This is a genomic window from Pseudomonas sp. FYR_7, from assembly GCF_043106155.1.
Taxonomy (GTDB): Bacteria; Pseudomonadota; Gammaproteobacteria; order Pseudomonadales; family Pseudomonadaceae; genus Aquipseudomonas; species Aquipseudomonas parafulva_B.
In genome coordinates this window covers 1-25,735 of record NZ_JBICMI010000081.1, presented here as the reverse complement: position 1 = coordinate 25,735, position 25,735 = coordinate 1, and the positions used below count along the sequence as shown (strand labels likewise).

Annotated in this window: 25 protein-coding genes; 12 read left to right on the top strand and 13 right to left on the bottom strand. The window is 61.8% G+C overall.

What is annotated here, in order from left to right; all coding sequences use genetic code 11:
- Window positions 1-66: 66 nt before the first annotated feature.
- Window positions 67-951 carry an EamA family transporter gene (locus ACF8R3_RS21285; protein ID WP_058605147.1) on the top strand — a complete coding sequence of 295 codons (885 nt, stop codon included), beginning with the start codon at window positions 67-69 and terminating at the stop codon, window positions 949-951.
- A 131-nt stretch (window positions 952-1,082) separates the two neighbouring features.
- On the top strand, window positions 1,083-1,382 hold the full coding sequence (locus tag ACF8R3_RS21280; protein ID WP_392516103.1) for a hypothetical protein: 300 nt from the start codon (window positions 1,083-1,085) through the stop codon (window positions 1,380-1,382).
- Window positions 1,383-1,423: 41 nt separating this feature from the next.
- Here ACF8R3_RS21280 and ACF8R3_RS21275 read toward each other — a convergent pair whose 3' ends face one another.
- Complete coding sequence (locus ACF8R3_RS21275; RefSeq protein ID WP_058605149.1) at window positions 1,424-1,756, bottom strand: hypothetical protein; 333 nt, start codon at window positions 1,754-1,756, stop codon at window positions 1,424-1,426.
- A gap of 297 nt (window positions 1,757-2,053) precedes the next feature.
- The gene (ampC, locus tag ACF8R3_RS21270; RefSeq protein ID WP_392516102.1) at window positions 2,054-3,196 is read right to left on the bottom strand and encodes a class C beta-lactamase; all 1,143 of its coding nucleotides are present in this window, start codon (window positions 3,194-3,196) and stop codon (window positions 2,054-2,056) included.
- Between the two features lie 114 nt (window positions 3,197-3,310).
- On the opposite strand from ampC, the gene ACF8R3_RS21265 reads away from it, so the two are divergent.
- On the top strand, window positions 3,311-4,303 hold the full coding sequence (locus ACF8R3_RS21265; RefSeq protein WP_392516101.1) for a bile acid:sodium symporter family protein: 993 nt from the start codon (window positions 3,311-3,313) through the stop codon (window positions 4,301-4,303).
- A gap of 50 nt (window positions 4,304-4,353) precedes the next feature.
- Here ACF8R3_RS21265 and ACF8R3_RS21260 read toward each other — a convergent pair whose 3' ends face one another.
- The 3 genes from ACF8R3_RS21260 to ACF8R3_RS21250 all read right to left on the bottom strand — a co-directional run bounded on the left by ACF8R3_RS21260 (window position 4,354) and on the right by ACF8R3_RS21250 (window position 6,615).
- Window positions 4,354-4,899 (bottom strand): cupin domain-containing protein, encoded by a 546-nt coding sequence (locus tag ACF8R3_RS21260; protein WP_027915556.1) that lies wholly within the window; start codon window positions 4,897-4,899, stop codon window positions 4,354-4,356.
- Window positions 4,900-5,038: 139 nt separating this feature from the next.
- Entirely contained in the window at window positions 5,039-5,566 is a 528-nt protein-coding gene (locus ACF8R3_RS21255; RefSeq protein WP_392516100.1) for a cytochrome b, read from the bottom strand.
- Entirely contained in the window at window positions 5,563-6,615 is a 1,053-nt protein-coding gene (locus ACF8R3_RS21250) for a catalase family peroxidase (protein WP_078479428.1), read from the bottom strand. Before ACF8R3_RS21250 ends, ACF8R3_RS21255 begins: the two co-directional genes overlap by 4 nt.
- A 126-nt stretch (window positions 6,616-6,741) precedes the next feature.
- Between ACF8R3_RS21250 and ACF8R3_RS21245 the strand changes: the two genes are divergently transcribed.
- Complete coding sequence (locus tag ACF8R3_RS21245; RefSeq protein ID WP_392516099.1) at window positions 6,742-7,263, top strand: sigma-70 family RNA polymerase sigma factor; 522 nt, start codon at window positions 6,742-6,744, stop codon at window positions 7,261-7,263.
- Entirely contained in the window at window positions 7,260-8,009 is a 750-nt protein-coding gene (locus ACF8R3_RS21240; RefSeq protein ID WP_058639333.1) for an anti-sigma factor, read from the top strand. Before ACF8R3_RS21245 ends, ACF8R3_RS21240 begins: the two co-directional genes overlap by 4 nt.
- Window positions 8,010-8,041: 32 nt before the next feature.
- On the opposite strand, the gene xthA is transcribed toward ACF8R3_RS21240, so the two are convergent.
- Window positions 8,042-8,854 carry an exodeoxyribonuclease III gene (gene xthA, locus ACF8R3_RS21235; protein WP_058605155.1) on the bottom strand — a complete coding sequence of 271 codons (813 nt, stop codon included), beginning with the start codon at window positions 8,852-8,854 and terminating at the stop codon, window positions 8,042-8,044.
- A 156-nt stretch (window positions 8,855-9,010) separates the two neighbouring features.
- Between xthA and ACF8R3_RS21230 the strand changes: the two genes are divergently transcribed.
- The 3 genes from ACF8R3_RS21230 to ACF8R3_RS21220 are packed head-to-tail and all read left to right on the top strand — an operon-like array spanning window position 9,011 to window position 15,124.
- Window positions 9,011-9,658, top strand: a complete 648-nt coding sequence (locus tag ACF8R3_RS21230) for a GNAT family N-acetyltransferase (RefSeq protein WP_392516098.1) — start codon at window positions 9,011-9,013, stop codon at window positions 9,656-9,658.
- A 52-nt stretch (window positions 9,659-9,710) separates the two neighbouring features.
- On the top strand, window positions 9,711-11,453 hold the full coding sequence (locus tag ACF8R3_RS21225; protein ID WP_392516097.1) for an autotransporter assembly complex family protein: 1,743 nt from the start codon (window positions 9,711-9,713) through the stop codon (window positions 11,451-11,453).
- Window positions 11,450-15,124 (top strand): translocation/assembly module TamB domain-containing protein, encoded by a 3,675-nt coding sequence (locus tag ACF8R3_RS21220; protein ID WP_392516096.1) that lies wholly within the window; start codon window positions 11,450-11,452, stop codon window positions 15,122-15,124. The genes ACF8R3_RS21225 and ACF8R3_RS21220 overlap by 4 nt, the downstream gene beginning before the upstream one ends.
- A gap of 62 nt (window positions 15,125-15,186) precedes the next feature.
- On the opposite strand, the gene ACF8R3_RS21215 is transcribed toward ACF8R3_RS21220, so the two are convergent.
- From ACF8R3_RS21215 to ACF8R3_RS21200, 4 genes are all read right to left on the bottom strand, one after another.
- Entirely contained in the window at window positions 15,187-15,768 is a 582-nt protein-coding gene (locus tag ACF8R3_RS21215; protein ID WP_196125486.1) for a DUF2589 domain-containing protein, read from the bottom strand.
- Window positions 15,769-15,853: 85 nt separating this feature from the next.
- Window positions 15,854-16,489, bottom strand: a complete 636-nt coding sequence (locus tag ACF8R3_RS21210) for a DUF2589 domain-containing protein (RefSeq protein WP_197844853.1) — start codon at window positions 16,487-16,489, stop codon at window positions 15,854-15,856.
- A gap of 57 nt (window positions 16,490-16,546) precedes the next feature.
- Window positions 16,547-16,927 carry a Mor transcription activator family protein gene (locus ACF8R3_RS21205; protein ID WP_078478675.1) on the bottom strand — a complete coding sequence of 127 codons (381 nt, stop codon included), beginning with the start codon at window positions 16,925-16,927 and terminating at the stop codon, window positions 16,547-16,549.
- 239 nt (window positions 16,928-17,166) lie between these two features.
- Window positions 17,167-17,625: a hypothetical protein gene (locus ACF8R3_RS21200; protein ID WP_058639325.1), complete on the bottom strand. Its 459-nt coding sequence runs from the start codon at window positions 17,623-17,625 to the stop codon at window positions 17,167-17,169.
- A gap of 149 nt (window positions 17,626-17,774) precedes the next feature.
- Between ACF8R3_RS21200 and ACF8R3_RS21195 the strand changes: the two genes are divergently transcribed.
- Window positions 17,775-17,963 carry a hypothetical protein gene (locus ACF8R3_RS21195; RefSeq protein ID WP_023533551.1) on the top strand — a complete coding sequence of 63 codons (189 nt, stop codon included), beginning with the start codon at window positions 17,775-17,777 and terminating at the stop codon, window positions 17,961-17,963.
- Window positions 17,964-17,994: 31 nt separating this feature from the next.
- On the opposite strand, the gene ACF8R3_RS21190 is transcribed toward ACF8R3_RS21195, so the two are convergent.
- Window positions 17,995-18,369 carry a hypothetical protein gene (locus ACF8R3_RS21190; RefSeq protein WP_058639324.1) on the bottom strand — a complete coding sequence of 125 codons (375 nt, stop codon included), beginning with the start codon at window positions 18,367-18,369 and terminating at the stop codon, window positions 17,995-17,997.
- A gap of 222 nt (window positions 18,370-18,591) precedes the next feature.
- Here ACF8R3_RS21190 and ACF8R3_RS21185 point away from each other — a divergent pair, with 222 nt between their 5' ends.
- Entirely contained in the window at window positions 18,592-20,919 is a 2,328-nt protein-coding gene (locus ACF8R3_RS21185) for an acylase (RefSeq protein ID WP_197844852.1), read from the top strand.
- Between the two features lie 111 nt (window positions 20,920-21,030).
- Here ACF8R3_RS21185 and ACF8R3_RS21180 read toward each other — a convergent pair whose 3' ends face one another.
- On the bottom strand, window positions 21,031-21,753 hold the full coding sequence (locus ACF8R3_RS21180) for a UDP-2,3-diacylglucosamine diphosphatase (RefSeq protein ID WP_392516095.1): 723 nt from the start codon (window positions 21,751-21,753) through the stop codon (window positions 21,031-21,033).
- Window positions 21,750-22,250 (bottom strand): peptidylprolyl isomerase, encoded by a 501-nt coding sequence (locus ACF8R3_RS21175; RefSeq protein WP_058639321.1) that lies wholly within the window; start codon window positions 22,248-22,250, stop codon window positions 21,750-21,752. The genes ACF8R3_RS21180 and ACF8R3_RS21175 overlap by 4 nt, the downstream gene beginning before the upstream one ends.
- 248 nt (window positions 22,251-22,498) lie before the next feature.
- On the opposite strand from ACF8R3_RS21175, the gene ACF8R3_RS21170 reads away from it, so the two are divergent.
- Both ACF8R3_RS21170 and cysS read left to right on the top strand, forming a co-directional pair.
- Window positions 22,499-24,202 carry a glutamine--tRNA ligase/YqeY domain fusion protein gene (locus ACF8R3_RS21170; RefSeq protein WP_196186446.1) on the top strand — a complete coding sequence of 568 codons (1,704 nt, stop codon included), beginning with the start codon at window positions 22,499-22,501 and terminating at the stop codon, window positions 24,200-24,202.
- 9 nt (window positions 24,203-24,211) lie between these two features.
- A complete protein-coding gene (gene cysS, locus ACF8R3_RS21165; protein WP_196186447.1) occupies window positions 24,212-25,594 on the top strand; it encodes a cysteine--tRNA ligase in 1,383 nt (460 codons plus the stop codon).
- Window positions 25,595-25,735: the final 141 nt, after the last annotated feature.

Below are 25,735 nucleotides of genomic sequence, written 5' to 3'. Positions count from 1 at the left end.
TGGTTCATTGAGGAATAGCCTTATGCTGTAACGAAATATGTATAAGTGCTGAAGAAGGAAGCCGCAATGCCGCTCAAGGACCTGCTCATCGCTCTGGTGGTAATCATCGCCTGGGGCGTCAACTTCGTCGTGATCAAGGTCGGGCTCGATGGGTTGCCACCCATGTTGCTGGGGGCGCTGCGTTTTCTGCTTGTGGCTTTTCCCGCGGTGTTCTTCATCAAGCGGCCGAACCTGCCGTGGCGTTGGTTGATCGCCTACGGTGCGACCATCTCGCTGGGGCAGTTTGCATTTCTGTTCCAGGCCATGGCCAGCGGCATGCCACCGGGGCTCGCTTCATTGGTCCTGCAGTCCCAGGCCTTCTTCACCTTGGGCTTCGCTGCGCTGTTTCTGGGCGAGCGCTTGCGCGTGGCCAGCGTGCTCGGGCTGCTGGTGGCCGCCGGTGGGCTGGCGCTGATCGGCAGCGAAGACGGTAGCCATGTCCCCATGCTCGCGCTGGTACTGACCTTGTGTGGCGGGGCGATGTGGGGCTTGGGCAACATCATCACTCGTCGCTTCGGGTCGATAGACTTGGTGGCATTGGTCATCTGGGGCGGCTTGATCCCTCCGCTGCCTTTTCTGCTGCTCTCTGGCTGGTTGGAGGGGCCTGAACGCATCAGCCAGGCGCTCACGCACATCGGCTGGCACTCGATTGCCGCGCTGGCATACCTTGCATTCGTGGCCACCATTCTGGGCTACAGCCTCTGGAGCACGCTGTTGTCGCGCCATCCGGCCGGAAAGGTCGCGCCTTTTTCGCTGCTGGTACCTGTCATAGGCCTGAGTTCATCAGCGCTGCTGCTGGGCGAGCGCCTGACCGAAACCCAGGGTTGGGGTGCCTTGCTGGTTATGAGTGGCTTGTTGGTGAACGTGTTCGGCGCCCGACTCGGACAGCGACTCAAGGCTGCGAGGGCCTGAGTAATTACGAGTGCTACCTGTCTTTTTTTAAGCGTTGATTGACCAAGCTCATGATGTCGGTCAGTTACGGTCGCCTATCAGGCACGGATATGGTTCCTTGGTTACGTTTTTTGTAAGGAGGACCGCAAACGATGCGAGTCAGGGACGAAACCTATTGGCAGTGGGCCGATGCACAACTGCACAGCCGCTGCCACGACGAAGTGCTGAGCGATGGCACCACCCTGGATGTGCAGGTGCGCCTGTCCAGGCAAGGCGTAACTCAACTGTTTCTCGGCCTTTACGCACGCAATGGGCAGGCTCTGGTGGAGGAGTATTATCCTGCGCGCTCTGGGGAAACCATGACCCGGGCGCTGGTTTGGGGTGTTGAGCGCGCTCGGGCGTTGGCCACAGGTGCCATGCCATTACCTAAAAACGCCAAAAGGCGCGCATGAAAAAGCCCGGCGCGGTGGCCGGGCTTGATACAGCGTGACGGTCAGTACTGCGCTTCGATCACTTTCACGGCACGTTGCGTACGTGCCTCTGGCCATTGCTGTTGCAGGGTTTGCAAGACACGGCCGACGAACTCGGTATCGGCAGCCGCCTTCTTGCCCACATAGCCCTGGCCTCGGCGATAGGCCTTGAATCGCGCACGCATGCTTGGCAGGTGCTCCTGGAATTCATCTTCGATCGTGTTGGGTGGCAAGCGGTCCAGGCGCACTTCGCCGCTTTGGCTCACCCACAACAGATGGTCATCAAGGCTGTCCTTGCGCGTGGCGAACAGCTTGGCCAATTGATCGATGGTCGGATTGTCGTTCAAGTTCATCATAAAGCCCCCATTACCCAGTTTCAGGTGATTTTCACAGTTGGCGCTATCGCGATGTAGCGCGTTTCCAAGGCTGCTACTGCAGCTTTGCAACAGGGGCTTTCTCACGCTGCCTTTTGGACAGTTCCCTCTCCACGGACCGCCTGCGTTACCGCGCAGGCGGCCTGGAACACCCTTGCCACGGCTCCCGATCAGGGAGACGGCCTCATCATGCACAAGCGCGATGAACGGCGTCAACCATTTTGTAGTGATATTTTCTGCTCACTACATTTTCGTGGAGTTGTTCGACAATCCTCGATTTCAAAGCCCTGAAAGAATCTCGTATGCCGCGCGCACGCGGGCTTCGTTGGGGTAGTTGCGGTTGGCTAGAAGCACGATGGCCAACCCCTCAGACGGGACGAACGCTGCGTAGGCACCGAAACCATTGGTGGAGCCTGTCTTGTTGTACCAGGCTCCCGCCAATGGGGCGGCAGGCGGCTGCAGCCGTTGTGCCGGCTGGGGGCCTCGTATCATCTGCGGGCCATTGCCGGCGATGAGGGTGCGCAGTGCAACGGGGTACGCATAACGCTCCCAGCCTAAGCCTTGTGTCATTTCACCGATCTGGGCGTAGCCGCTACGGGTGATGAGGGTGGCGCGGGCCAAGGGCGCAGGCAGACCGTCGGGCTGCATGTTCAAACGCACATAACGCAGCAGATCGCTGGCACTGGTCTTGATGCCGTAGGCTTGCTGCGCATAAGGGCCAGGGTTTACGCGCACTGGCTTGTCGCTGGCATCGTAGCCTTGGGCATACAGGCTACGTGCCTCACTGGGCACCTCCAGGTAGGTGCTGTGCAGGCCCATGGGCTCCAGCACGTTGTGGTCAAGCAAGGTGGCAAACGGTTGATGTTGGGCGCGGGCGGCCAGGTCGCCGAACAGGCCCAGGCTCGGGTTGGAGTAACACCGTTGGGCACCTGGCGTGCCTTTGGGCTGCCATTGGCGCAAAAACGTCACCACTTGCTGGGGTGTGTCCACGGTGTCGGGAAACTGCAAGGGCAGGCAATCGGCACTGTAGGTGCCCAGGTCCAGCACGGTGGCGTCGCCCATGGGGGTGCCAGCCAGGGCCGGGTGATAGCGTTTGGCAGGGGCGTCCAGGGCAAGCTGGCCTTCGGCATTGGCCACTGCCACCAACGTGGCGGTGAATGTCTTGCTCAGCGAGCCAATTTCGAAGAGGGTGTCGCGGCTAACGGGCACGCCGCTGTCGCGGCTGGCGACACCGTAGCTGAAGTAATGAGCGTGGCCATGCGCATACAGCGCGACCGCCATGCCGCTGATGCCCTGGGCCTGCATCAGGGGGCCAATGACGGTGTCGACTTTGATTCGCAGCGGGTCATTGGCGTAGGCGGGTAACCAGGGGGCGCCGAGTGTGAGGGCGACCGCAAGGGCCACGGAGCGGGAGCAGATCATGAAGATTCCTTGGCTGACTGTCCGTTGCGCGATACCAGAAGGGGTTCCGGCGTTAGCGCCTGGGGGCGCTAGACCTTATCCTCCGTCCTTGCCCAAAGACAAGACGGAGGTGTGATGAAGTACCTGCGCATGCTGTTCGACAACTTCACCCTTGCCTTGCTGGCAGTGGTAGCGATCGCCACCGTGTTGCCTTGCTCAGGACAAGGGGCGGTGTATTTCGGCTGGCTCACCAACCTGGCGATCGGTTTGTTGTTCTTCCTGCACGGGGCCAAGCTCTCGCGGGAGGCAATCATCGCTGGAGCGGGGCATTGGCGCCTGCACCTGCTGGTGTTTTCCTGCACGTTCGTGCTGTTTCCGCTGCTGGGCATGGCGTTCAAGCCGCTGTTCCTGCCACTGGTAGGAGACGAGCTCTACTTGGGGGTGCTGTACCTTTGCGCCCTGCCTGCCACCGTCCAGTCGGCCATCGCGTTCACCTCGCTGGCGCGGGGTAATGTGCCAGCGGCCATCTGCAGCGCAGCCGCATCCAGCCTGCTGGGCATATTCCTGACCCCGGTTCTGGTGATGCTGTTGCTGGGCGCCAGCGGCGACACCGGCTCGGGTCTGGACGCAGTGCTCAAGATCATCCTGCAGTTGCTGGTGCCATTCGTGGCCGGGCAACTGGCCCGCCGCTGGATCGGTGCCTGGGTTAAACGCAATGCGCGCTGGCTGAAGATCGTCGACCAGGGCTCGATTCTGCTGGTGGTCTACACCGCCTTCAGCGAGGCGGTGGTCACGGGCTTGTGGCACACTGTTTCGCCGCAGCACCTGGCAGGCCTGTTCGCCGTTTGCGGCATCCTGCTGACCGTGGTGTTGGTGGGGACCAGCCTGTTGGGCAAAGTGCTTGGTTTCAACCTCGAAGACCGGATCACCATCCTGTTCGCAGGCTCGAAGAAGAGCCTGGCAACCGGTGTGCCGATGGCGCAGGTGCTGTTCGTCGGAAGCGGCATCGGCGCAATGATCCTGCCATTGATGCTGTTCCACCAGATCCAGCTGATGGTCTGCGCTGTGCTGGCCCAACACTATGCGAGCCGCGAGCAGGATGATATCGAGGTGCCGACGGTGCGATGATCCGGTGATGGTTGCAGCTCACGTGGTCTGCAACCATCACGTCGCCTGGGTCAGAAGTTCGCGGGGGTATTGGCGCTGATGATCTCTGCTTCGTCCTGGCCAATATTCTTGAAACTGTGGGGCAGGGTGGTAGGGATGTAGTAGCCATCTCCCGCATTGAGCACGCTGACCTGGCCATCGACCCACAGCTCGACGGTGCCTCGCGTGACGAGCCCGCACTCTTCGCCCTCGGCATGCACGATGGGCTCGCCCGAGTCGGCACCTGGGGCGTAAAGCTCGCGCAGCATGCGCATTTGCCGGCCCTCGACGCTGGCACCTACCAGCAGCATGCGCAATCCGTTGCGACCCAAGTCGGGCTGCTCGCCCGCCCGGAACACGAAACGCTCCTCACGCACGGGTTCATCGAAGCTGAAAAACTCTGCCAGGCTCATCGGAATGCCCTCCAGCAGCTTTTTCAAGGAACTGACCGATGGGCTGACGCGGTTCTGCTCGATCTGCGAAATGGTCGAGTTGGTGAGCCCGCTGCGGCGCGCCAACTCTCGCTGGGAGAGGTTGTTGCGTTCACGCACTAGTTTGAGTCGCGTCCCCGTGTCCATAGCCGCCTTGTAATAAGAGGTGTCAAGAATAATGAGCGAGGCGCATTAAAACACACTCTCAAGGCTTGCGCGCTGCGGTTTGCCGGTGCCGGCTGCCAGCGATGCCGGATGGGCCATCGCTCGGCAAGATACGGCGCCCTCACTGCGCCCTTGGCCCTGGCCACATGCTGCGCAGCACCCCATCACGGCGAACCCAGGCGTGCATCAGCGCAGCGCCCACGTGTACCAGTATCGTGGCGAACAACAGGTAGCCTGCCCAGCCGTGCGCCTGGCGCAGCACGGCATACAGCTGCAAGTCATGGGGCGCGATCGTCGGCAGGCCAAACGGGCGAGGGTACCCGCCGGCCGAGAGCATGGCCCACCCCAGCAAGGGCATGGCTAGCATGAGGCCGTACAGCAGCAGGTGCGAAGCGCCGGCAGCCAGGCGCTGGAAGGCTGGCAGGTCCTGGGGCAGGGTTGGATGGGGAATGCTCAGGCGCACGATGATGCGCGCTACGACCAGCACCAGCAGCGCAAGCCCGGTGGCCTTGTGCAAGCTGACCAGTACGGGGTGACGGACCGACAGGTCCGTGACCATGCTCACGCCGATCAAGAGCATGGCCAGGATCAGGATCGCCATCGACCAGTGCAGCAGGCGGGCGACGGGATGAAAGGCGGTGGGTTTCATGGTCGGGCTCCCGTGCTCAAGGACTCGCGGCTACGACGGTTGAATGATTCCGAATAGGCCGCTGACCGGGCCGCGAGTATAGGGTCGGCGGAGGGTTCGATGCCGTGGGGCAGTATCAAGGGGTCAAAGTTGAGGTCGCGGCAGGCACCCTGTTCCGGTGCGTCGACCTGCTCAAGCACCAGGGTGCCTGCGTTGACGCTGCGCCGGCTCGCTGGCCAAGGCTTGGCAGGGTCGTCGATAGCGTCGTCCGGTTCGGCCAGTACCAGGCGCAGGGTCCAGCGCAACGGCCCCAGCGCCAGCCGTCGTCGCAGGTCATGTTGCAGGAACAGAGGGTCGTCCACCTTCGCCGGTAAGGCCGTATACGGCGTGAGCGGTTCAAGCTGCCAGCGCACCGGATGGGCATGGCCGTCGTGATCGATCAACTTGAATGCATTGATGCTGTGGTACTGGGTGTTGGCGAAGCTGTCGCTGGGCTTGTAGCTGGCTGCCCATTGCCTGAACGCGGCGCTCTCGGGGTGGGCTGCAAAGAAGGCTTGTACCTTGGCAGGGTCGGGCTTGCGCGTGGCCGGGTCCGGGGTGTTGGCCAGCACCTGCTCGTAGAACGCCTCGGCCGTACTTACCGCCAGAACGGGCGGGTTGTTCATGCCGGTCCTCCAGACTTGCCCATCGTCGGTGGCGAGTTCGATTGCCAGGCTGCGTACGGGGATGCCGGTGTCAGGCGCAAACGGGTTGGCACCACCAATGGCCAGGCGGCCTGTGACCGGCACATGCGCCTGGGTGAATGCCCGTGCCGTCGACAAGCTTGCCGCTTGCCCGCTGGCCTGGAAATAGCCGCTCACGCACAGGCCTTTAGCGTGGTTCTTGCGATAACCCGGGTAGTGCCCAGCCTGGGCCTCGAACGTGTCGATGATGCGCTGTGGTGTGAGCGCGGATTGGCCAAGCCAGCCGGCGCTGTAGGCGAAGCCCGCACCGGCAGCCAGCATCACCGCGCCGATTGCGGCAAGCCGCCAGGCCTTGGCCCGGCCGTGCAAAGGTTGGTTCATGGTCAGTCCCGTTGATTTCACGAAAAGTGCCAGTACGACGCTGCCCTGGAAAAGTTATTCCCCGAGCGGGAATAACTTTTTCTCCAACGCGTCTGTTCTCTAGACTGCCCCATCATCGACCGGATATTTTCCATGCAGGACTTGGACGACCAACAATGGCGAGCGCTACTGGCCCGACTACGTCGCTTCGCCCTCTGGCTGACCCGCGAGGCGGGAAGTGCGGATGACCTCGTGCAGGCCACGGTCGAACGTGCCTTGAGCCGGCGTCAGCAGCATCAGGATCCCGATGCCCTGCGCACCTGGCTGTTCACCATCCTTTATCGATTGTTTCTGGATGGCAAACGGCGAGAACGGTTGCATGCCCGCTGGCTGTCCTGGTTCGCCAGCAGTAGCGCTGCCGAAGAAACGGCCGGCGATAACCTTGAGGACATCGTGCTGGCGCAGGCGGATTTGCAGGCATTTGGCCGGCTCAAGACCGAGCAGCGCGCGTTGCTGTTGCTAGTGAGCGTTGAGGGCCTGAGTTACAAGGAGGCTGCCCAGACGTTGGGTATTCCAATCGGTACTGTCATGTCACGGCTGTCGCGGGCGCGCGATGCCCTGCGTGCATTGACCGAGGACAGCCCTCGACCACCGGCCTTGCGGAGATTGAAATGACCCGTCTTATTCCTAGCGAAGAAGAGCTTCACGCCTACGTCGATGACCGCCTGGACCCGGTGCGCCGTGCCGAGGTCCAGGCCTGGCTGGCCAATCATCCAAAGGCTGCGCAACGTGTGGAAGGCTGGCGCGCCGATGCGCGCCAGTTGCGCACGAGCCTGGCGGGCCTTGCGCAGCCGCTGGCGGGCCCGCGGGTTGACCGCGATCAGCTGCGCCAACAGGCGCGACACCGCCTGAAGCGTCGCTGGGCAAGTGCTGCAGCGATCGTCCTAGCCTTAGGCGTTGGGGGACTTGGCGGGTGGCAGGCGCGCGATGCCAGCTTTGCCGACGCAAAGCCCATGGCTGATGCCGTGCAGGCCCACCGATTGTTCGCCGACAGCCAAGCGCTGGATATTCAGGCGCGTGACCCCGATCAATTGCGCACCTGGCTGCAAGCGCACTTTCACCAGGTGGGCCAACTGCCTGATTTGGCAGGCTACGGGTTCGCCCCGGTGGGCGCCCGGCTGCTCAGTAACGAGCAAGGGCCGGCGGCGCTGGTGGTGTTCCAGGACGGGGCGGGGCGCCGTATCAGCCTGTTCCTGCGCTCACCCGGCGAGCACTTCCGGCGCATGCCGCAAGGGCAGCGAATCGATGGGCAGCTCCAGGCCCGATACTGGTCCCATGGCGCCTACAATTTCGCCCTGGTCAGTGCTGCCGATGATGGTCGCGGTGTGGGTATCGGCGAGGCCTTGCGCACGACGTTGTGAGCCGTACAAGGCCTCCTGCGCCCTAGGCTGGCTTAGCTGAGCTCTAGCCAGATGGGCGCATGATCCGACGGTTTTTCCATCGCGCGCAGTTCGTAATCCACGCCTGCAGCCTTGATCCTCGGAACCAGGCTTGCCGAGGCCATGATCAGGTCGATGCGCAGGCCACGCTTGGGCTCGTCCTCGAAGCCGCGGCTGCGGTAGTCGAACCAGCTGAAACGGTCGTCGACACCGGGGTGCAGATGCCGAAAGCTGTCCACCAGCCCCCAGCCTTTCAAGCGCTCCATCCACTCCCGCTCCTCTGGCAGGAAGCTGCATTTGCCGGTCCTGAGCCAGCGCTTGGCATTGTCTGGACCGATACCGATGTCGCAATCCTCTGGGGATATGTTCATGTCGCCCATGACCAACACGGGCTGGTCACTGCGAAACTGGCTTTCGAGCAGCGCTTGCAGGTCCGCGTAGAAACGCTGCTTGGCGGGAAATTTGGTGGGGTGGTCGCGGCTTTCGCCCTGGGGGAAATAGCCGTTCATGACGGTGACGGGGTTGCCGTGGTGGTCGGCGAAGGTGCCCCAGATGAAGCGCCGCTGGGCGTCTTCTTCGTCCGTTGCAAACCCTTTGTGCAAGCTCAAGGGTGCCTGGCGTGACAGCAAGGCGACACCGTAGTGGCCCTTTTGCCCGTGGTAATGCACGTGGTAGCCCAGAGCCTGGACCTCGGCCAGTGGAAACTGATCGTCGCTGACCTTGGTTTCCTGCAGGCCGATGATGTCCGGCTGGTGCTTTTCGACCAAGGCGGCCAACTGGTGTGGGCGCGCCCGCAGGCCATTGATGTTGAAGCAGACGATCTTCATGCAGAGCCGATCCCGGTAAAAAGTCGCGATGCTAGCCGACATCGGCGTTGATCACCAGCATGAGGGCGCTTAGGCGCGGCTGACATGGCGCGAAGGTGAACGATGGGCGGCATTGTGCCTCCAAGGCCTATCAGCCAGCCCAGAAGGTTCCCCTCCATGTCTCAAGCCCCTGCCGCCGAGGCCCGCGTTTGCCTGCTCGACTCCGGTTATCGCCGCGAAACCCGGGCACTGCTGTACACCGTCTACCGGAACGACCCTACCTTCGCTTATCTGCTCGAAGCGCATCGCCCTGGTTATGAGCGCCGCCTGCGTACGCTGCTACGCGAGTGGGTACGCCAGCATTTCTACCTGCAACTGCCCGCCGTTGGCCTGCTGCTGGACGATCGCCTGGTAGGCGTCGCGCTGATTGTGCCGCCACTGCGGCGTCTGGGTGTGGCTGACAGTTGGGCCTGGCGCCTGCGCATGATGGTTGGCGCGGGGGTGCGCGCCACCCGGCGCTTCATGGCGTACCAGGCGGCTGTCTCGACATGTCGGCCTACCGATCAAGTGCACGTGCTGCCGCTACTGGGGGTGTTGCCGGCGCTGCAAGGCCAGGTATATCCGACCCAGTTGTTACATGCGGTACAACAATGGTGCATGAAGGATGGGCCGGTCGAAGGGATCGTCGTCGACACGGGCAATGATGAACACGTGGCGTTTTATCACACGCAAGGCTTTGTCGAGGTTGGCGAGGTCGCCATTGGGACAGTGCGCCAACGCATCCTCATGTATGACAGCGCTCAGGTCATTGAACCCTTGGCGTGAATGGCGTTTCGGTTGGCTTCTTTTACACCCTTGGTCTGGTAGCATGCGCGGGATGACATATTCAGGAAGAGTTCGCTGGGGCCTGGTGATCTGGGCCGTCAGCTTTGCTGCATGGGGCCAGAGCGAATTGGTGGTGACGGTCAAGCCGGCCAACAAGGTGCTCAAGGCCAATGTCGAGGGCTATATCGGTAGCTTGGGCGACCGCGACGAGCAAGCGCTGCTGCGTTTCAGTCGCGGGGCCGAGGAGCAGGCGCGCAAAGCGGCCCAGGCGCTGGGCTACTACCAGGCCCAGATAAGTACCGACGTCAAGCCGCCCCGCGACGATGATGGTTCACCACGACTGGTGGTGAATATCGTGCCCGGCGAGCCGATACGCCTGCGCAACGTGACCGTGCGCGTCGAGGGGCCGGCCAGTGACATGACCGCGTTCAGAGTGCCTTCCGGCGGCGCGCTTCGCGCTGGCGAGCAACTGAACCATGGTGTCTATGAGGATGCCAAGCGTGTCATTCAGAACCAGGCCTCACGCTATGGCTTCTTCGCAGGTCGCTTCAGCCAGCAGCGCCTGGCCGTCGATCCCCGCGCCGGGGTGGCCGATATCGACCTGGTCTACCAAAGTGGGCCGCGGTACCGACTGGGCGCGGTCACCTTCAGTGGCGATACGCCGTTGGACGACGATTTGCTGCAGCGGATGGTCTCGTTCAAACCCGGTACGCCCTACGATTCGGAGCTGATTGCCGAACTCAACAGCGACTTGCAGTCCAGCGGCTACTTCGAGGGTGTGCGCGTAGACGCCGCGCCCACGGCCGCAGTCGCTCAGAATATTCCGGTCGATGTACGCCTGGAAACCCGCAAGCCTCGCACGCTGGGCTTGGGCCTTGGGTATTCCACCGACGTTGGTCCGCGGGGCAAGGCCAACTGGACCCGCCATTGGGTCAACCCCCAGGGGCACAGTTATGGTTGGGAGGCGGAGCTGTCGGCGCCGCGTCAAAACGTGGGGCTGTGGTACGACATCCCGTTGGACCCGCCATTGACCGACAAACTGCGATTTGCCGGGGGGTACCAGAACGAAGAACTGGCGGGCACCGACACCCTCAGCAAGCTCTTGAAGGTAGGCCCTGAATGGCACAGCAAGCTGCCCAGCGGCTGGCAGCGGGTCATATCGCTCAAGTACCAGCGCGAAGAGTACCGGCTGGGGGACGATGCGGGCCTTAGCAACCTGCTCATGCCCGGTATCAGCTATTCATTCCTGCGCAGCGACAACCGCATTGACCCCCATAATGGCTATCGCGTGCAGTTCGAAGCGCAAGTGGCAAAGGAAGGCCTGGGTTCCGATACGAACCTGCTGCGCGGTAACGTGCTGCTCAAAGGGCTCACCACGGTAGGTCAGAACCACCGGCTGCTGGGCCGCGTTCAGTTCGGCGGCAGCGCCACCAACGGTTTCCAGAACAGCGTTCCGCCTTCGCTGCGGTTCTTCGCTGGTGGCGACCAGAGCGTGCGCGGCTACGACTACCAGACCCTGTCGCCGAAAAACAGCGACGGGGATCGCATCGGTGGCCGTTACCTGGTGGCGGGCAGCGTCGAATACCAGTATTCCCTGACGGACAAATGGCGCCTGGCGACCTTCGTCGACCAGGGCAACGCGTTCAACAACTTCGAGTTGCCCAACCTGAAGACGGGGGTCGGCTTCGGCGTACGCTGGGTTTCACCGGTAGGGCCGCTACGCTTGGACTTGGCCAAGGCCTTGGACGACGACGGCGGCATTCGCCTGCACTTTTCCATGGGGCCTGAGCTTTGAAATCTGTCATCAAATACATGCTGCTGGGCCTGTTTGGGCTCGTGGCCGTCCTGACGCTGACCATCGCGTTGGTGATCGGCACCGAGGGCGGCAGCCGTTGGGCGCTGGGCAAGGTTCCCGGGCTGACCGTGGAGGGTTTCGCAGGACGCCTGGCGGGCACCTGGCAAGCCACTCGTCTTTCCTACGTCGATGGGCAGACCCAAGTCCAGGCGCAGGCGCCGTTGCTGAACTGGTCCCCGGCATGCCTGCTGCGTGGGGCTTTGTGCATCGAGCAGTTGCACGCAGAACGCATCGACATGGCGTTCGCCCCCTCGACTGACGTCAGCGACGACGGCCCGCTGCAACTGCCCACATTGGACTTGCCGCTTGCCATCGAACTGGGCGAGGTGAAGATAGGGCAACTGCGCCTGGATGGCAGCGACCTGCTCGGTGATCTGCAACTGGCTGCGCACTGGACCGGTGAAGGCATGCGCATCGACAGCCTGCACCTGACCCGCGACGATCTGCAGTTGGACCTGCAAGGTGACGTGAAGCCTCAAGGCGATTGGCCTGTGCAGTTACAGGCCCAGGTGCAGCTCCCCGCCGTGGGGGACAAGCCATGGCAACTGGCATTGCAAGCCACGGGTGAACTGCAACGCTCGCTTGACCTGACCGGGACGAGCAATGGGTATCTGGATGCCACCCTTGCGGGCAAGGTCCAGGCATTGGCTGAACACCTGCCGGCCAGCCTGAGCATTCAGACCAAGGCGTTCAAGCCATCCGAGGCACTGCCCGACACCCTGCAGCTCGATGACCTGGTGCTGTTAGCCGATGGGAATCTTGAGACGGGCTATGCATTGACCGGGTCTGCCAACTTGTCAGCCCAGCAGTCGCCCATCGCCCTGGCTTTGTCCGGGTTGGTCGACAGCAAGGGTGCCGTGGTCAAGGGCCTCGATCTCAACGCAGGCGATAGCCAGCAGGTGAAGCTGCAAGCCAAGGTAGACTGGCAGGACGGCCTGGCAGCGGACGCCCAATTGGCCTGGCAGGACTTTCCCTGGCTGCGCCTGTACCCGCTGGATACACCGCCTGAGGTGACGCTCAAACGCCTGAACGCTCAGGTTCGCTATCGCGACGGTCGCTACGAGGGCAGCTTTGATGGCGATCTGGACGGGCCGGCGGGCGCCTTCAAGGTGGCAAGCCCCTTCGAAGGGGATCTTGAGCAGGTCACTTTGCCAACGCTGGCGCTTACTGCGGGACAAGGCAAGGCGACAGGCCGTGTGGCCGTACGCTTCGCGCAAGCGCTCGCCTGGGACGTGGACCTGCAGTTGTCGGCGCTGAACCCGGCCTATTGGGTGGCGGAGCTACCTGGAACATTGGCCGGGCCGTTGCGTAGCAAAGGCCAGCTGCAGGGCGATGACCTGTCGCTCGACGCTCAGCTCGACCTCAAGGGGCGCCTGCGCGGCCAACCCGCTGTGCTCAACGTTCAGGCGGACGGGGCAGGGCAGCGCTGGACACTGGCAGCCTTGCGCGTGCAACTGGGTGACAACCGTATAAACGGAAGTGGCAGCCTGCAACAGCGCCTGGCCGGCAAGGTGGACATCGATCTGCCACGGCTGGGGCAGCTGTGGCCCGAGCTGCAGGGCCAGGTCAAGGGGCAACTGGACGTGGCCGGTACCCTGCAGGCGCCGCAAGGCACGCTGGCATTGCGCGGTACCGGGTTGGCACAGGCCGAGAATCGCTTGCAGCAACTGAATCTCTCGGCCCGTCTGGACGACCGGCAACGGGCCAATATCGACTTGAAAGTCACGGGTATCCAGGCGGGTGACACCGCCCTCGGTACGCTGCAGGCGGTCGGCAATGGCGACATGCGACGACAGGCATTGACGCTGGCGTTGAACGGCCCGCAACTGAAGCTGGACGTGGGTCTGGACGGGCAACTGGATAACGGTGACTGGCGCGGCCGCCTAGCCACTGGGCGGGTACAGGCTGGCGGGCAAGACTGGCAATTGCAGGCGCCTGCCAAACTGCAGCGCCTGGCCAGCGGTCAGCTGGATTTCGGCGCCCACTGCTGGCGTTCCGGGCAGGCCAGTCTGTGTGGTGATGATCAACGGTTGGCGCCTGAGCCGCGCCTGCGGTACCACCTCAAGCGCTTCCCGCTGGACAGCCTGGCGCAGTGGATGCCCAAGGATTTCGCATGGCAGGGCCTGCTCAATGCCGACATCAACCTGGACCTGCCCGCCAGCGGCCCAAAGGGCACCGTGGTGGTTGACGCCAGTGGCGGCACATTGCGTGTCAATGACGGTAACCGCTGGGTCGATTTCCCCTACCAGACCCTGCGGCTGGATAGCACCTTGGCGCCGCGGCGTATCGATACGCGTCTTGCATTCCTGGGGGAGCGCCTGGGGCAGCTGAATCTCACGGCGCGTATCGATCCACTGGGCAAGGACAAGCCGTTGTCCGGCGACTTCAACCTGGCCGGTCTCGACCTCTCAGTGGCCCGTCCCTTCGTGCCGATGGTTGAGCACCTGGCTGGGGAGCTCAAGGGGAGCGGGCAGCTGTCTGGCACGCTGCTGGCGCCGCAAGTCAACGGCAGCATGAATTTGAGCGGCGGCCAGATCACCGGTGCCGAACTGCCGATTCAGTTCCAGGACCTGGGCCTTCAGGCCCGGATCGCGGGTGAACAGGTGCAGCTTGCCGGCACCTGGCGCAGCGGCACTGCAGGTCGCGGCCAGGTCGATGGCAACCTGACCTGGGGCCAGGCGCTGGGGATGAACATCCGCGTGCAAGGGCAGCAGTTGCCTGTCACGGTCGAACCCTATGCCACGCTGGAGGTAGCGCCGGACCTTACCCTGGAACTGATCGACGACAAGTTGGCAGTCACAGGCAAGGTGCAGGTGCCCAACGGCAAGATCACGGTGCGCGAGCTGCCCCCTTCCACGGTTAAGGTTTCCGACGACACGGTCATCGTCGGCAACCAGACCGAGGAGGGCAAGCCGCCGATGGCCATGGCCATGGATATCGATGTCGAGGTAGGCCGAGGCAAACTGTCGTTCAGTGGTTTCGGCCTGACTGCCAACCTGTTGGGGCACGTGCATATCGGTGACAACCTCGATACGCGTGGCGAGTTGAGCCTGGCCGATGGTCGCTACCGCGCCTACGGCCAGCGGCTGACCATCCGCCGCGCCCGGCTGCTGTTTGCCGGGCCGATCGACCAGCCCTACCTGGACATCGAAGCGATCCGCCAAGTCGATGACGTGATCGCCGGCATCCGCTTGAGCGGCAACGCCGAGCAGCCGACCAGTACGGTGTTTTCCGAGCCTGCCATGAGCCAGGAACAAGCGTTGTCCTACCTGGTGCTTGGCCGTCCGTTGGGGGCATCGGGTGAAGACAACAACATGCTGGCCGAGGCTGCCTTGGGACTGGGGTTGGCCGGCAGCGCAGGGATCACGGGTAATGTGGCATCCCGCCTGGGTATCGATGACTTCCAGCTCGATACCGAGGGCTCAGGCAACACCACCAGTGTGGTGGCCAGTGGCAACCTGACCGAGAAACTCAGCCTGCGCTATGGAGTGGGCGTGTTCGAGCCGGCCAACACCATCGCCCTGCGCTACAAGCTCAGCAAGAAGGTGTATGTCGAGGCTGCCAGTGGCGTGGCAAGCTCCCTGGACGTCTTCTACAAACGCGACTTCTAGTCGCCACCGAAGGTTGCCGGCTTGGTCCGACCGAGAGTCGGGTTAAGCAGGTGGTTTGGGAATCAACGTACCGTCGCCGCCTCGATGAATTCGTTGGTGGGCGAGGGTGGTGGCGCTGGAGCTGGAGCCGGAGCCGGAGCCGGAGCCGGGGCGCGAACTGGGATGATCAAGTTGGTGTATTCCTCGATCAGCCGGTTCAAGGCCTCGGGCGGTTCGCTTGCCTGGAACTGCATCCGGATCTGCACCTCGTCGGGGTCGCGGCTATCTCCTTGGCGCCCCTGGCCACCGATGGTTACCTTGAAACTGGCCGAGCGGCTTGCGTCGGCTGGGGTGAATGCTCGTCGTGCTTCGGTATTCTGGACGCGAACCGACAGGTCGACCTGCATCCGTTCCAGTGCCAACCCTTTAGGCGACACTAGCGCGAAAAGGGGCACGCGCATCAGGTGCTGCCCATCCATGGCCACCTCGACCATCTTCGCGGTCATCGGCGCGCCCAGCTCCTGGTGATTGCAGTCGAAAAAACGATCGAACAGTTCAATGTACTGTTGCGCGATCATGCTGTTGGCGGCGCTCGCAGCTTCCTGCAGGCCGCGAGTGATTTCGCGCAGGTCAATGGAGGTCATAGGGACAGGGCTCTTGTCCATGGGTTCGACTCATTGGGCCAAGTGGGTCCCCTGAAGAGCCTTCAGGGGGACAGTTCGCGCCGCGCCGTGACTGCGCTGGCAGTAGTCATGCCGTTGGGCTATCGAGCTCTTCCTGAGCCTGAGGTGGCGCACTCAAGGCTGGCGATTGCTGCGTGACATCCTTTGCAATAATGGGCTTGGTAGCCGCCTCCGTGAGGAAGTCGATCACCCTCATCATTGCCTCTGGTGGGTCCTGTCGCTTGAGGGTCGTGTTGAAGGCGTAGCGTGCCCGGGTGTCGGTCTTGCGCGTTTGCGAGGACTTATGGCTCACGCTGCCCTTGACGTTGAGCTTGAAGGGGCCCCAGCCCAAGGAGGCGGCGCCTTCTGCGTTCATGTCCCTGGCCGAAGTGGCTTCGGACATCTGATTGATGACCAGCTCGAATTCGACGGTGCCGTTTTCGATGGCGATGTTGGGGTGGGTGATCGCCGCCATTAGCGGCACTTGCAGCGTCTTTTTGACCACGCCCTGTGATTGGCCCTGCTCGTCGGCGATGGTCTCGTCATAGTCGAACTGGATAGCGACCGCCTTGCCGTCCTGTACGCAGACTTGCATGAGGAAGTCTGCGTAGGATTTGCTGGCGGTGACCTGGGCCTGGACCATGGCCTGCAACGGGCCCGCAATCATGCGGTCCATGGGCAAGGCACTGATGACGGACCCTATGAGGCTGTTGTCTATGGACATGCTGGGTTCTCTTTTAAATTTCAGGTTAAGGGTGTGTATGGGTTGAGGAGGCTTCGCTCATCGCAACGGCAAATCCTGACGGCGGATGTTGCCGATCTGGCGCAGGCTCAGGCCGTACTTGTCGGCCAACAAGCTGCGCGAGAATCCGCTGGCGCTTTCTTTTTGAATCTGGTGGTTGCGCAATTGGCGGATAAAATGATCAGCCTTGGGAATCTCAAGCGCGACACCTGCAAAGCGCTTGATCAGGGCGTCGAGTGCCTCAGCCGGTAACACGTCAGCAAGTTTGGTTCGATCGCGGTGTTTTGGAATGTACTTAGGCCTACCGCCAAATGCGCAGGTCAGCTGGTACGCGTTTTCTATGCCTATGCACTCAATCAGTGCCTGTAGCGATTGCGGCAATTGGCTAACGTCGATGTGGCTCAAGTCTGGCGTTTCCATATGACGCTCCTTCGAAAATGGTAGGGGTCACCAGCGGCATAACGTCGAGGTGTGGCTAAATTCTCTGTGATAGCCGGCGGGACCCGCTAGGCGCCATTAGGGGTGAGGGCTGTAGTTTCGGTTACTAGCTTATGCAGGCAGCGCAGTCTCACGGTGTAGGAAAAAAACATGCAAGCGCTTGAAAAACGAATGTTCCCGAAGGGATGTGCGCAACGTATGGCACTTTGGGTATTAGCACCTCAGTCGCAGGGGTAGGCACTGAGTAGACTGGCACTGCCCACGTGTGCGTCTTGAAGACTTCTCGGCCCGGATGGCACGGACCTCCAGTCCACCTGCACGCAGAGCGCGTGCAGAGGCTGCCCGTTACGGGATCCGATAATCCGGTCATCGAAGGTCCTGCGGTAGATCGCGTGGGTCTCGGACACCGGCCGGACTTGGTCGGCGCGCGCCAGGGTCTGCTGCGCAAGTGTTGGCAATACAGCGGAGGGCACCTCGAATCGCAACGAAGTGTTGCCAGGATTCAGATAGCCAGCCTTTCGAACCCGTTGCCACAACTGTTGCCACTGGCTGCTCCCTGCTTGCTGGCTCAGCGTGTAACCAAGATCGAGCAGTCTTGCGCAAGGCACCTCAGTTGTATTGAAAGCATGCAGTGGCGTGGCGGTCAGGCACAGCATGAGTGTTAACAGGCGTTTGTTCATGGGGCTCCCCACACGTGTGATGAAGCCGAATGTTTTCAGGTTGGGGTGCTACCAGGCAGCAGGAAATGCAGCGCCGGGGCGTGCGAACGTTGTATCATCTGCGCGGCTTGAGCTAAGCCATCTGTCCCGGATGTAGCAAGGAACCGTCGATGACACACGTGCAGCGCCTCAAATATTCCCTCCTGATCATTCTGGTGGTCCTTGGGCTAATGATCGGCCTTTCCCATTTGCAAAAAGCGGGTACGATCAGCGAGCAGACCTTTCAGATGCTGGCTATCGCCATTGCCGTGGTTGTGGTCGTGATCAACGGCATACTGCGACGTAAAGTCAGGCGATGACGTTTGTCGGTCCAGTGGCCAACCCAGCTACTCAGGCTGAGGTGGGTCGCTCCAGCAGGGCACGTGCCTGCGGATCAAGGCTGTAGCATTTGTCAGCACCTAGCTGAATCACGCCTTCGGCACATAACCGTTTGAGCACTTCTCGTACGCTGAGAAATGACAACGGTATGTCCAACTGCTCCAGTTGCGCATGCACACCCCGCACGCCAATGCTTCTTCCATTTCGCTCTGCCGCGTGCAGGGCGTCTATCACTTTCAGCCGTATCAGGCTCGTACGCAGCCCGAAGCTGCGCAGCAACTCCCGTATCTGCTCGTTGCCGGTTCGTTCGTCGACCTGCGCGTCCTGCCCAGTCGGGGTGTTGGCCTGCGCCGTGTTGGCTTGCACTGGAGTTGGCGGGTTGTACATGTGAATGCTCCTTTTCTTGGACGAACCGAACGATGGGTGCCTCTTTGAATAAGACGAATGAGCGCCTGTAATCTGCAATGCAAAGCGAAAAAACCTTCATCAGTTGTTGTGGGCTCAGATCAAGCGGCTTCTTTTACCGTCACGCCTGGTCCCTGTACACGAGCGTCAGGCCTGAGCGTAAAGGCCGCCTAAACTCTTCTTGCGTTCGTTCGTTTCACCGGCATGAACCGTATTCGAGGAGTGTCCGTGTCCCCATTTATCCGCTCAAGCCGTTGTGCCGGTCTGGCCGCAGCGCTCATGGTTGCGGCCTTAACCGCACACGCTCGTCCCGTAGCGCCAGATGCCAGCGCCCAGATCCGTCGCACTACCTATGGCGTGCCACATATCGTGGCCAAGGATGAAAGAGGACTCGGTTATGGCATTGGCTATGCCTATGCCCAGGACAATCTTTGTTTGCTGGCTGACCAGGTCCTGACGGTCAGCGGTGAGCGCTCGCGCTATTTTGGTGGTCAAGGCCAGACCGTGGACCAGCGCGAGAACCTGGCCAGTGATGTGTTCTTCACCTGGCTCAACGGGCCGGCACAGGTGCAGGCTTTTCTGGACGCACAGCCCGCTGCCATCCAGGCTCTCTTGGCGGGTTATGCCAGTGGGTTCAATCGAGCACTGGCTGAGCGTCGTCAGCAGGGCCTGCCACCGGAATGTGGAGGGGGTGAGTGGGTGCGCGCCATCACCAGCCAGGACCTGGTCAAGCTTACACGGCGGTTACTTGCAGAAGGTGGGGTCGGGCAGTTCGTCGAAGCCCTGGCCGGCGCGCAGCCGCCCGAGAACGATGTCCGGCGGCCCGCCGTCGCTTACGGGAAAGCGCTGGAACAGCAGCAACGGTTTGCCACCCAGCGTGGCAGCAACGCCATTGCAGTGGGTGCCCAGCGTTCGGTCAATGGGCGTGGTTTGCTGTTGGCCAACCCGCATTTCCCATGGGTGGGAGGCATGCGGTTCTACCAGATGCAATTGACCATCCCCGGTGAACTCGATGTGATGGGTGCAGCATTACCTGGCTTGCCGATGATCAACATCGGCTTTAATCGCCACCTGGCGTGGACCCATACCGTCGACACCTCCAGGCATTTCACCTTGTTTCGCCTGCAACTCGACCCCAAGGACCCAACCCGCTACGTGCTCGACGGCAAGTCCCTGCCGCTGACCCGCCAAAGCGTCAGCATCATGGTCAAGGCCGCCGATGGCCGACTGCAAAAAGTCGAGCGTGTTCTGTATAGCTCGTCATTTGGTCCGGTCGTTCAGTGGCCTGGGCGGTTGGACTGGGACAGGCATACGGCCTACAGCCTGCGTGATGCCAACAGCGATAACGCCCGCGTGCTGCAACAGTGGTACCAGATCAATCGTGCCGACAGCGTGGCGGCGCTGACGCGTTCCATTGAGCAGCTGCATGGTATTCCTTGGGTCAACACCGTCGCCGTGGATGAACGTGGCAAGACGACCTACCTGAACCAGTCAGTGGTGCCTTACGTCGACCAGGCATTGCTCGATGCCTGCGGTGGCGAACAGACAGGCCCGCTGGTAGTGCTCGATGGTTCCCGCAGCCTGTGCAACTGGAAAGTCGACAGCCGCGCTGCCCAACCCGGTACGGTTCCGGCGCAGCTGATGCCCCGTCTGGAGCGCGATGATTTCGTGCAGAACTCCAACGATCCAGCCTGGATGACCAACCCTGCGCAGCCGATGACAGGCTACTCGCCCTTGGTCAGCCGCAGCGATCAGCCTCTGGGCATGCGTGGGCGCTTCGCGTTGGAACGTCTGCAAGGCAGGGCGCTGCTTGGTGTGGAAGATCTGCAGCGCTTGGTGACCGATGACAAAGTCTACCTTGCGCGTTTGCTGCTGCCGGATCTGCTGAGCTGGTGCAAGCGTGCCCCCACTGATGTCGAGCCCGTGTGCCGCAGCCTGGCCAGCTGGAACGGCAAGGCCAACCAGCAGAGCAACATGGGGCTGGTGCACTTTGAAAACATCTACAACGCAATCGAGCAACAACCGCAGGTATGGCGAGTGGCGTTCGATCGCAACGATCCTGTGCATACCCCGCGTGGTCTGGCGGTTGAGCAGGCATCGGTGAGCAAGGTGGTTCATCAGGCGGCCCTTGCCTCACTCCGGCAAGTGGCCGAGGAGGGCATCGACCCGAAGGCGCACTGGGGGCAGGTACAACAGGCCCATGATGGCACGCCAGTGCCGGGCGGGCCCCAGGCGCTTGGCGTGTACAACGCCATGTACAGTGTGCCGATGGGGCAGGGCAAGCGCTTGGTTGTCAGCGGCACCAGCTACCTACAGCTGGTCAGCTTCACCGATGAAGGCCCCAAGGCACGCGGTCTGCTGGCGTTCTCCCAATCGAGCGAGGCGGCCTCGCCCCATGCCAGTGATCAGACCAAGGCGTTCGCTGCCGGTCAGTTGCATGATATGCCGTTCACAGAGAAGCAGATAAAGGCCGATCCGGCGTACCGGGAGGTGATTATCCGTGAGCGAGATGAGCGGCTAGGCGCTCGGTGAGTATCGGAATGGGAGACAAGCCTTGCTCGTCTCCCGCATAAGTATCAGCCCGACGCCTGAATGTTGCGCTCAGGCTGGCTAGCCACTATCGAGCAAATAGCGCTCAAGCGCTCAGGGAAATTCGAACGGCGCCAGCTGAAACCCTTGCGCGTCCACTTGCAAGGCCCAGGCACGCTTGTCCCAGTCGCCCAGCACAATGCGCCGGGCAGGCTCCCCGTCCACCATCAGCTTGTGAATCGCCGGGCGATGGGTATGGCCGTGCACCAGTGTGCGCACGTCGTGCGCCGCCATGACCTTGGGCACTTCTTCGGGCGTGACGTCAACGATCTCCGTGGATTTCATTCGCGTCTGGGCGCGGCTTTCGCTGCGCAGCTTGCGTGCCAATTTCAGCCGAACTGACAAGGGAAGGTGCCTAAGCAACCAAAGGCTCAGGGGATTGCGCAGCAATCGCCGCATTTTCATGTAGCCCACGTCTCGGGTGCACAAGGTGTCGCCGTGCATCAGCAGCACCCGTTCTGCTTCCAGCTCCACCACACAAGGATCGCTCAACAGGGTGCAACCTGCGGCCTCGCAAAAGGCCTGGCCGATCAGGAAGTCGCGGTTGCCGTGCATCAGGTAGAGCGCAGTGCCGCTGTCGCTGAGCCGTCGCATGGCTTGGCAGATCGACTGCTCAAAGGCGGTCATGGCATCGTCGCCGATCCACGCTTCGAAAAAATCGCCCAGTATGTACAGCGCCTTGGCCTGGCGAGCCCGACCTTCGAGCAGATCAAGAAACGCCCGGGTAATGTTCGGGCGTTCTTCTTGCAAGTGCAGATCGGAGATCAGCAGTATCACTCAATGATCTCGGCTTTCTCGATGATTACGTCGTCCTTTGGTACGTCCTGGTGGCCAGCCTTCGAGCCGGTGGCAACTTTTTCGATGGCGTCGACGACTTCACGGCCTTCGATCACTTCACCGAACACGGCGTAGCCCCAGCCCTGGGTGTTTTTGCCGCTGTGATTGAGGAAATCGTTGTCAGACGCGTTGATGAAGAATTGTGCCGAGGCAGAGTGCGGGTCCATGGTGCGGGCCATGGCGATGCTGTACTTCGTGTTCTTCAGGCCGTTGTCGGCTTCGTTCTGGATGCTGGCGCGGGTTTTCTTCTGGGACATGCCAGCTTCAAAGCCGCCGCCCTGAATCATGAAGCCTTTAATGACGCGGTGAAAAACGGTGCCGTCGTAGTGGCCGTCCTTGACGTACTGAACGAAGTTTTCGGTCGTCTGCGGCGCTTTCTCGGCGTCCAGCTGCAGGACGATGTCGCCGTGGTTGGTGCTCAGTTTGACTTTGGACATGCTGAAACTCGCTTTTTCAAGGCAATCGAAAATAGGATGCGCTGGGCGCTGATTACTACCAGACGCGGCGTCAGGCGTTGGGGACACATGGCGCGCTTGCGCCATTTTGCCAAGGCTGCGGCAAAAAGGCGTGAGAAATCACGCGAGTTTGGCGGAGCCCGACTGTCGGCAGCTTGACTGCTTCGGCTATGATAGGCCCTTTGATTCATTCGGCCTACCCAGGCCGGCTACGTGCATTCAAGGATCCTATGAGCAAGCCCACTGCCGACAACGCGCCCAACGCCGCTGCCAAAGGCGCCCCCGCTGTCCCTGCGAACTTCCTGCGGCCGATCATCCAGGCCGACCTGGACTCGGGCAAGCACGCCAGCATCGTTACCCGCTTCCCGCCCGAGCCCAATGGCTACCTGCACATCGGCCATGCAAAGTCGATCTGCGTCAATTTCGGCCTGGCCAAGGAGTTTGGAGGTGTCTGTCACCTGCGCTTTGACGACACCAACCCTGCCAAGGAAGACCAGGAGTACATCGATGCCATCCAGCGCGATGTAAAGTGGCTGGGCTTCGACTGGGCCGGCGACGTTCGCTACGCCTCGAGCTACTTCGACCAACTGCACGCCTGGGCCGTCGAGCTGATCAAGCAGGGCAAGGCCTACGTGTGCGATCTCACGCCGGAGCAGGCCAAGGAGTACCGCGGCAACCTCAAGGAACCAGGCAAGAACAGCCCGTACCGCGAGCGCAGCTTGGAGGAGAACCTCGACCTGTTCGCCCGCATGAAGGCCGGTGAGTTCAAGGACGGTGAGCGCGTGCTGCGCGCCAAGATCGACATGGCTTCGCCCAACATGAACCTGCGTGACCCGATCCTCTACCGGATTCGCCATGCCCACCACCACCAGACGGGCGATACCTGGTGCATCTACCCGAACTACGACTTCACTCACGGCCAGTCGGATGCCATCGAAGGCATCACCCATTCCATCTGCACGCTGGAGTTCGAAGGACACCGGCCGCTGTACGAGTGGTTCCTGGACAACCTGCCGGTGCCTGCGCATCCGCGCCAGTACGAGTTCAGCCGTCTTAACCTCAACTACACCATCACCTCCAAGCGCAAGCTCAAGCAACTGGTGGACGAGCAACACGTCGAGGGCTGGGACGACCCGCGCATGTCCACCTTGTCGGGCTTCCGCCGCCGTGGCTACACCCCGGCGTCGATCCGCAACTTCTGCGAAATGATCGGTACCAACCGCTCGGACGGTGTTGTCGATATGTCCATGCTGGAGTTCTGCATCCGCGACGATCTGGACCGCACTGCACCCCGCGCGATGTGCGTGCTGCGCCCATTGAAGGTGGTGATCACCAACTATCCCGAAGGCCAGACCGAGCAGCTCGAACTCCCGCGCCATCCCAAGGAAGACATGGGCGTGCGCGTGCTGCCATTCGCACGTGAGCTGTACATCGACCGCGACGACTTCATGGAAGCGCCGCCCAAGGGCTACAAACGTCTGGAGCCTAACGGCGAAGTGCGCCTGCGCGGTAGCTACGTCATCCGCGCCGATGAGGCGATCAGGGACGCCGAGGGCACCATCGTCGAGCTGCGCTGCTCCTACGATCCGGACACCCTGGGCAAGAACCCCGAAGGCCGCAAGGTCAAGGGGGTGATCCACTGGGTGCCGGCCGAGGGCAGTGTGGAATGCGAAGTCCGGTTGTACGACCGTCTGTTCCGCTCGGCAAACCCTGAGAAGACCGAGGAGGGTGGCACTTTCCTCGACAACATCAACCCTGATTCGCTGCAAGTGCTCAGCGGCTGCCGTGCCGAGCCCTCCCTGGCCCAGGCGCAGCCGGAAGATCGCTTCCAGTTCGAACGCGAAGGCTACTTCTGTGCTGACCTCAAGGACAGCCAGCCGGGCCGCCCGGTATTCAACCGCACCGTCACCCTGCGTGACTCCTGGGGCAGCTGAGGAACCACCGTGCTCACGATCTACAACACCCTGACCAAGACCAAGGAGCCGTTCAAGCCGTTGGACGGCAACAACGTGCGCATGTATGTCTGCGGCATGACCGTCTACGACTACTGCCACCTGGGCCATGGTCGCAGCATGGTGGCTTTCGACCTAGCCACCCGCTGGTTGCGAAAGAGCGGCTACAACCTGACGTACGTGCGCAACATCACTGACATCGACGACAAGATCATCAACCGGGCCAACGAGAACGGCGAAACCTTCGACGCACTCACCGCCCGTATGATCGATGCGATGCACGAGGACGAACGCCGCCTCAACATCCTGCCTCCGGACCAGGAACCGCGCGCCACCGATCACATTGCCGGCATGCATGCCATGATCCAGACCTTGATCGACAAAGGTTATGCGTATGCGCCTGGCAACGGCGACGTGTACTACCGCGTCGGCAAGTTTGTGGGTTACGGCAAGCTCTCGCGCAAGAAGATCGAAGACTTGCGTATTGGTGCGCGAATCGAAGTCGGCGAGGCCAAGCAGGATCCGCTGGACTTCGTCCTGTGGAAAGGCGTCAAACCGGGCGAGCCCAGCTGGGAGTCGCCTTGGGGGCCTGGCCGCCCTGGCTGGCACATCGAATGCTCGGTGATGTCCACGTGCTGCCTGGGTGAGAGTTTCGATATCCATGGCGGCGGCAGCGACCTTGAGTTCCCGCATCACGAGAACGAAATTGCCCAGAGCGAAGCTGCCACCGGCAAACCGTACGCCAACGCCTGGATGCACTGCGGCATGATCCGCATCAACGGCGAGAAGATGTCCAAGTCGCTGAATAACTTCTTCACCATTCGCGACGTGCTGGAAAAGTATCACCCCGAAGTGGTGCGCTATCTGCTGGTGGCCAGCCACTACCGCAGCGCGATCAACTATTCAGAGGATAGCCTTCGCGACGCCAAGGGTGCACTGGAGCGGTTCTACCATGCTTTGCGTGGCTTGCCTCGTATACCGGCCAGCGGCGGGGAGGCCTTTGTCGAGCGTTTCACTGCTGCGATGAACGACGACTTCGGCACGCCTGAAGCCTGCGCCGTGTTGTTCGATCTGGTTCGCGAAATCAACCGCCTGCGCGAGAGCGACGTGTCGGCCGCGGCTGGCTTGGCGGGGCGTTTGCGTGAGCTGGGTGACGTGCTGGGTGTGTTGCAGCTGGAGGCCGATGACTTCCTGCGTGCAGGCGCTGAGGGGAAGGTGGACGCGGCCCAGGTCGAGGGTTTGATCCAGGCGCGCTTGCAGGCGCGGGCGGACAAGAACTGGGGAGAGTCCGATCGCATTCGTGACCAGTTGACGGCCATGGGTGTGGTGCTTGAAGACAGCAAGGGTGGGACGACCTGGCGGTTGGCGGACTGATCTGGGGGAGGGCGAGCGGGATTGGGTTGCTTGCAACCCATGTCCAGCCCGCCTGTAACTCGGCGATGGCCAAGCGATTACCGTCGTCCTTGTCCGCGTCCTTACCGCCACGTGCTTTCTGCTTTTGCTTCTAAGCGCGCA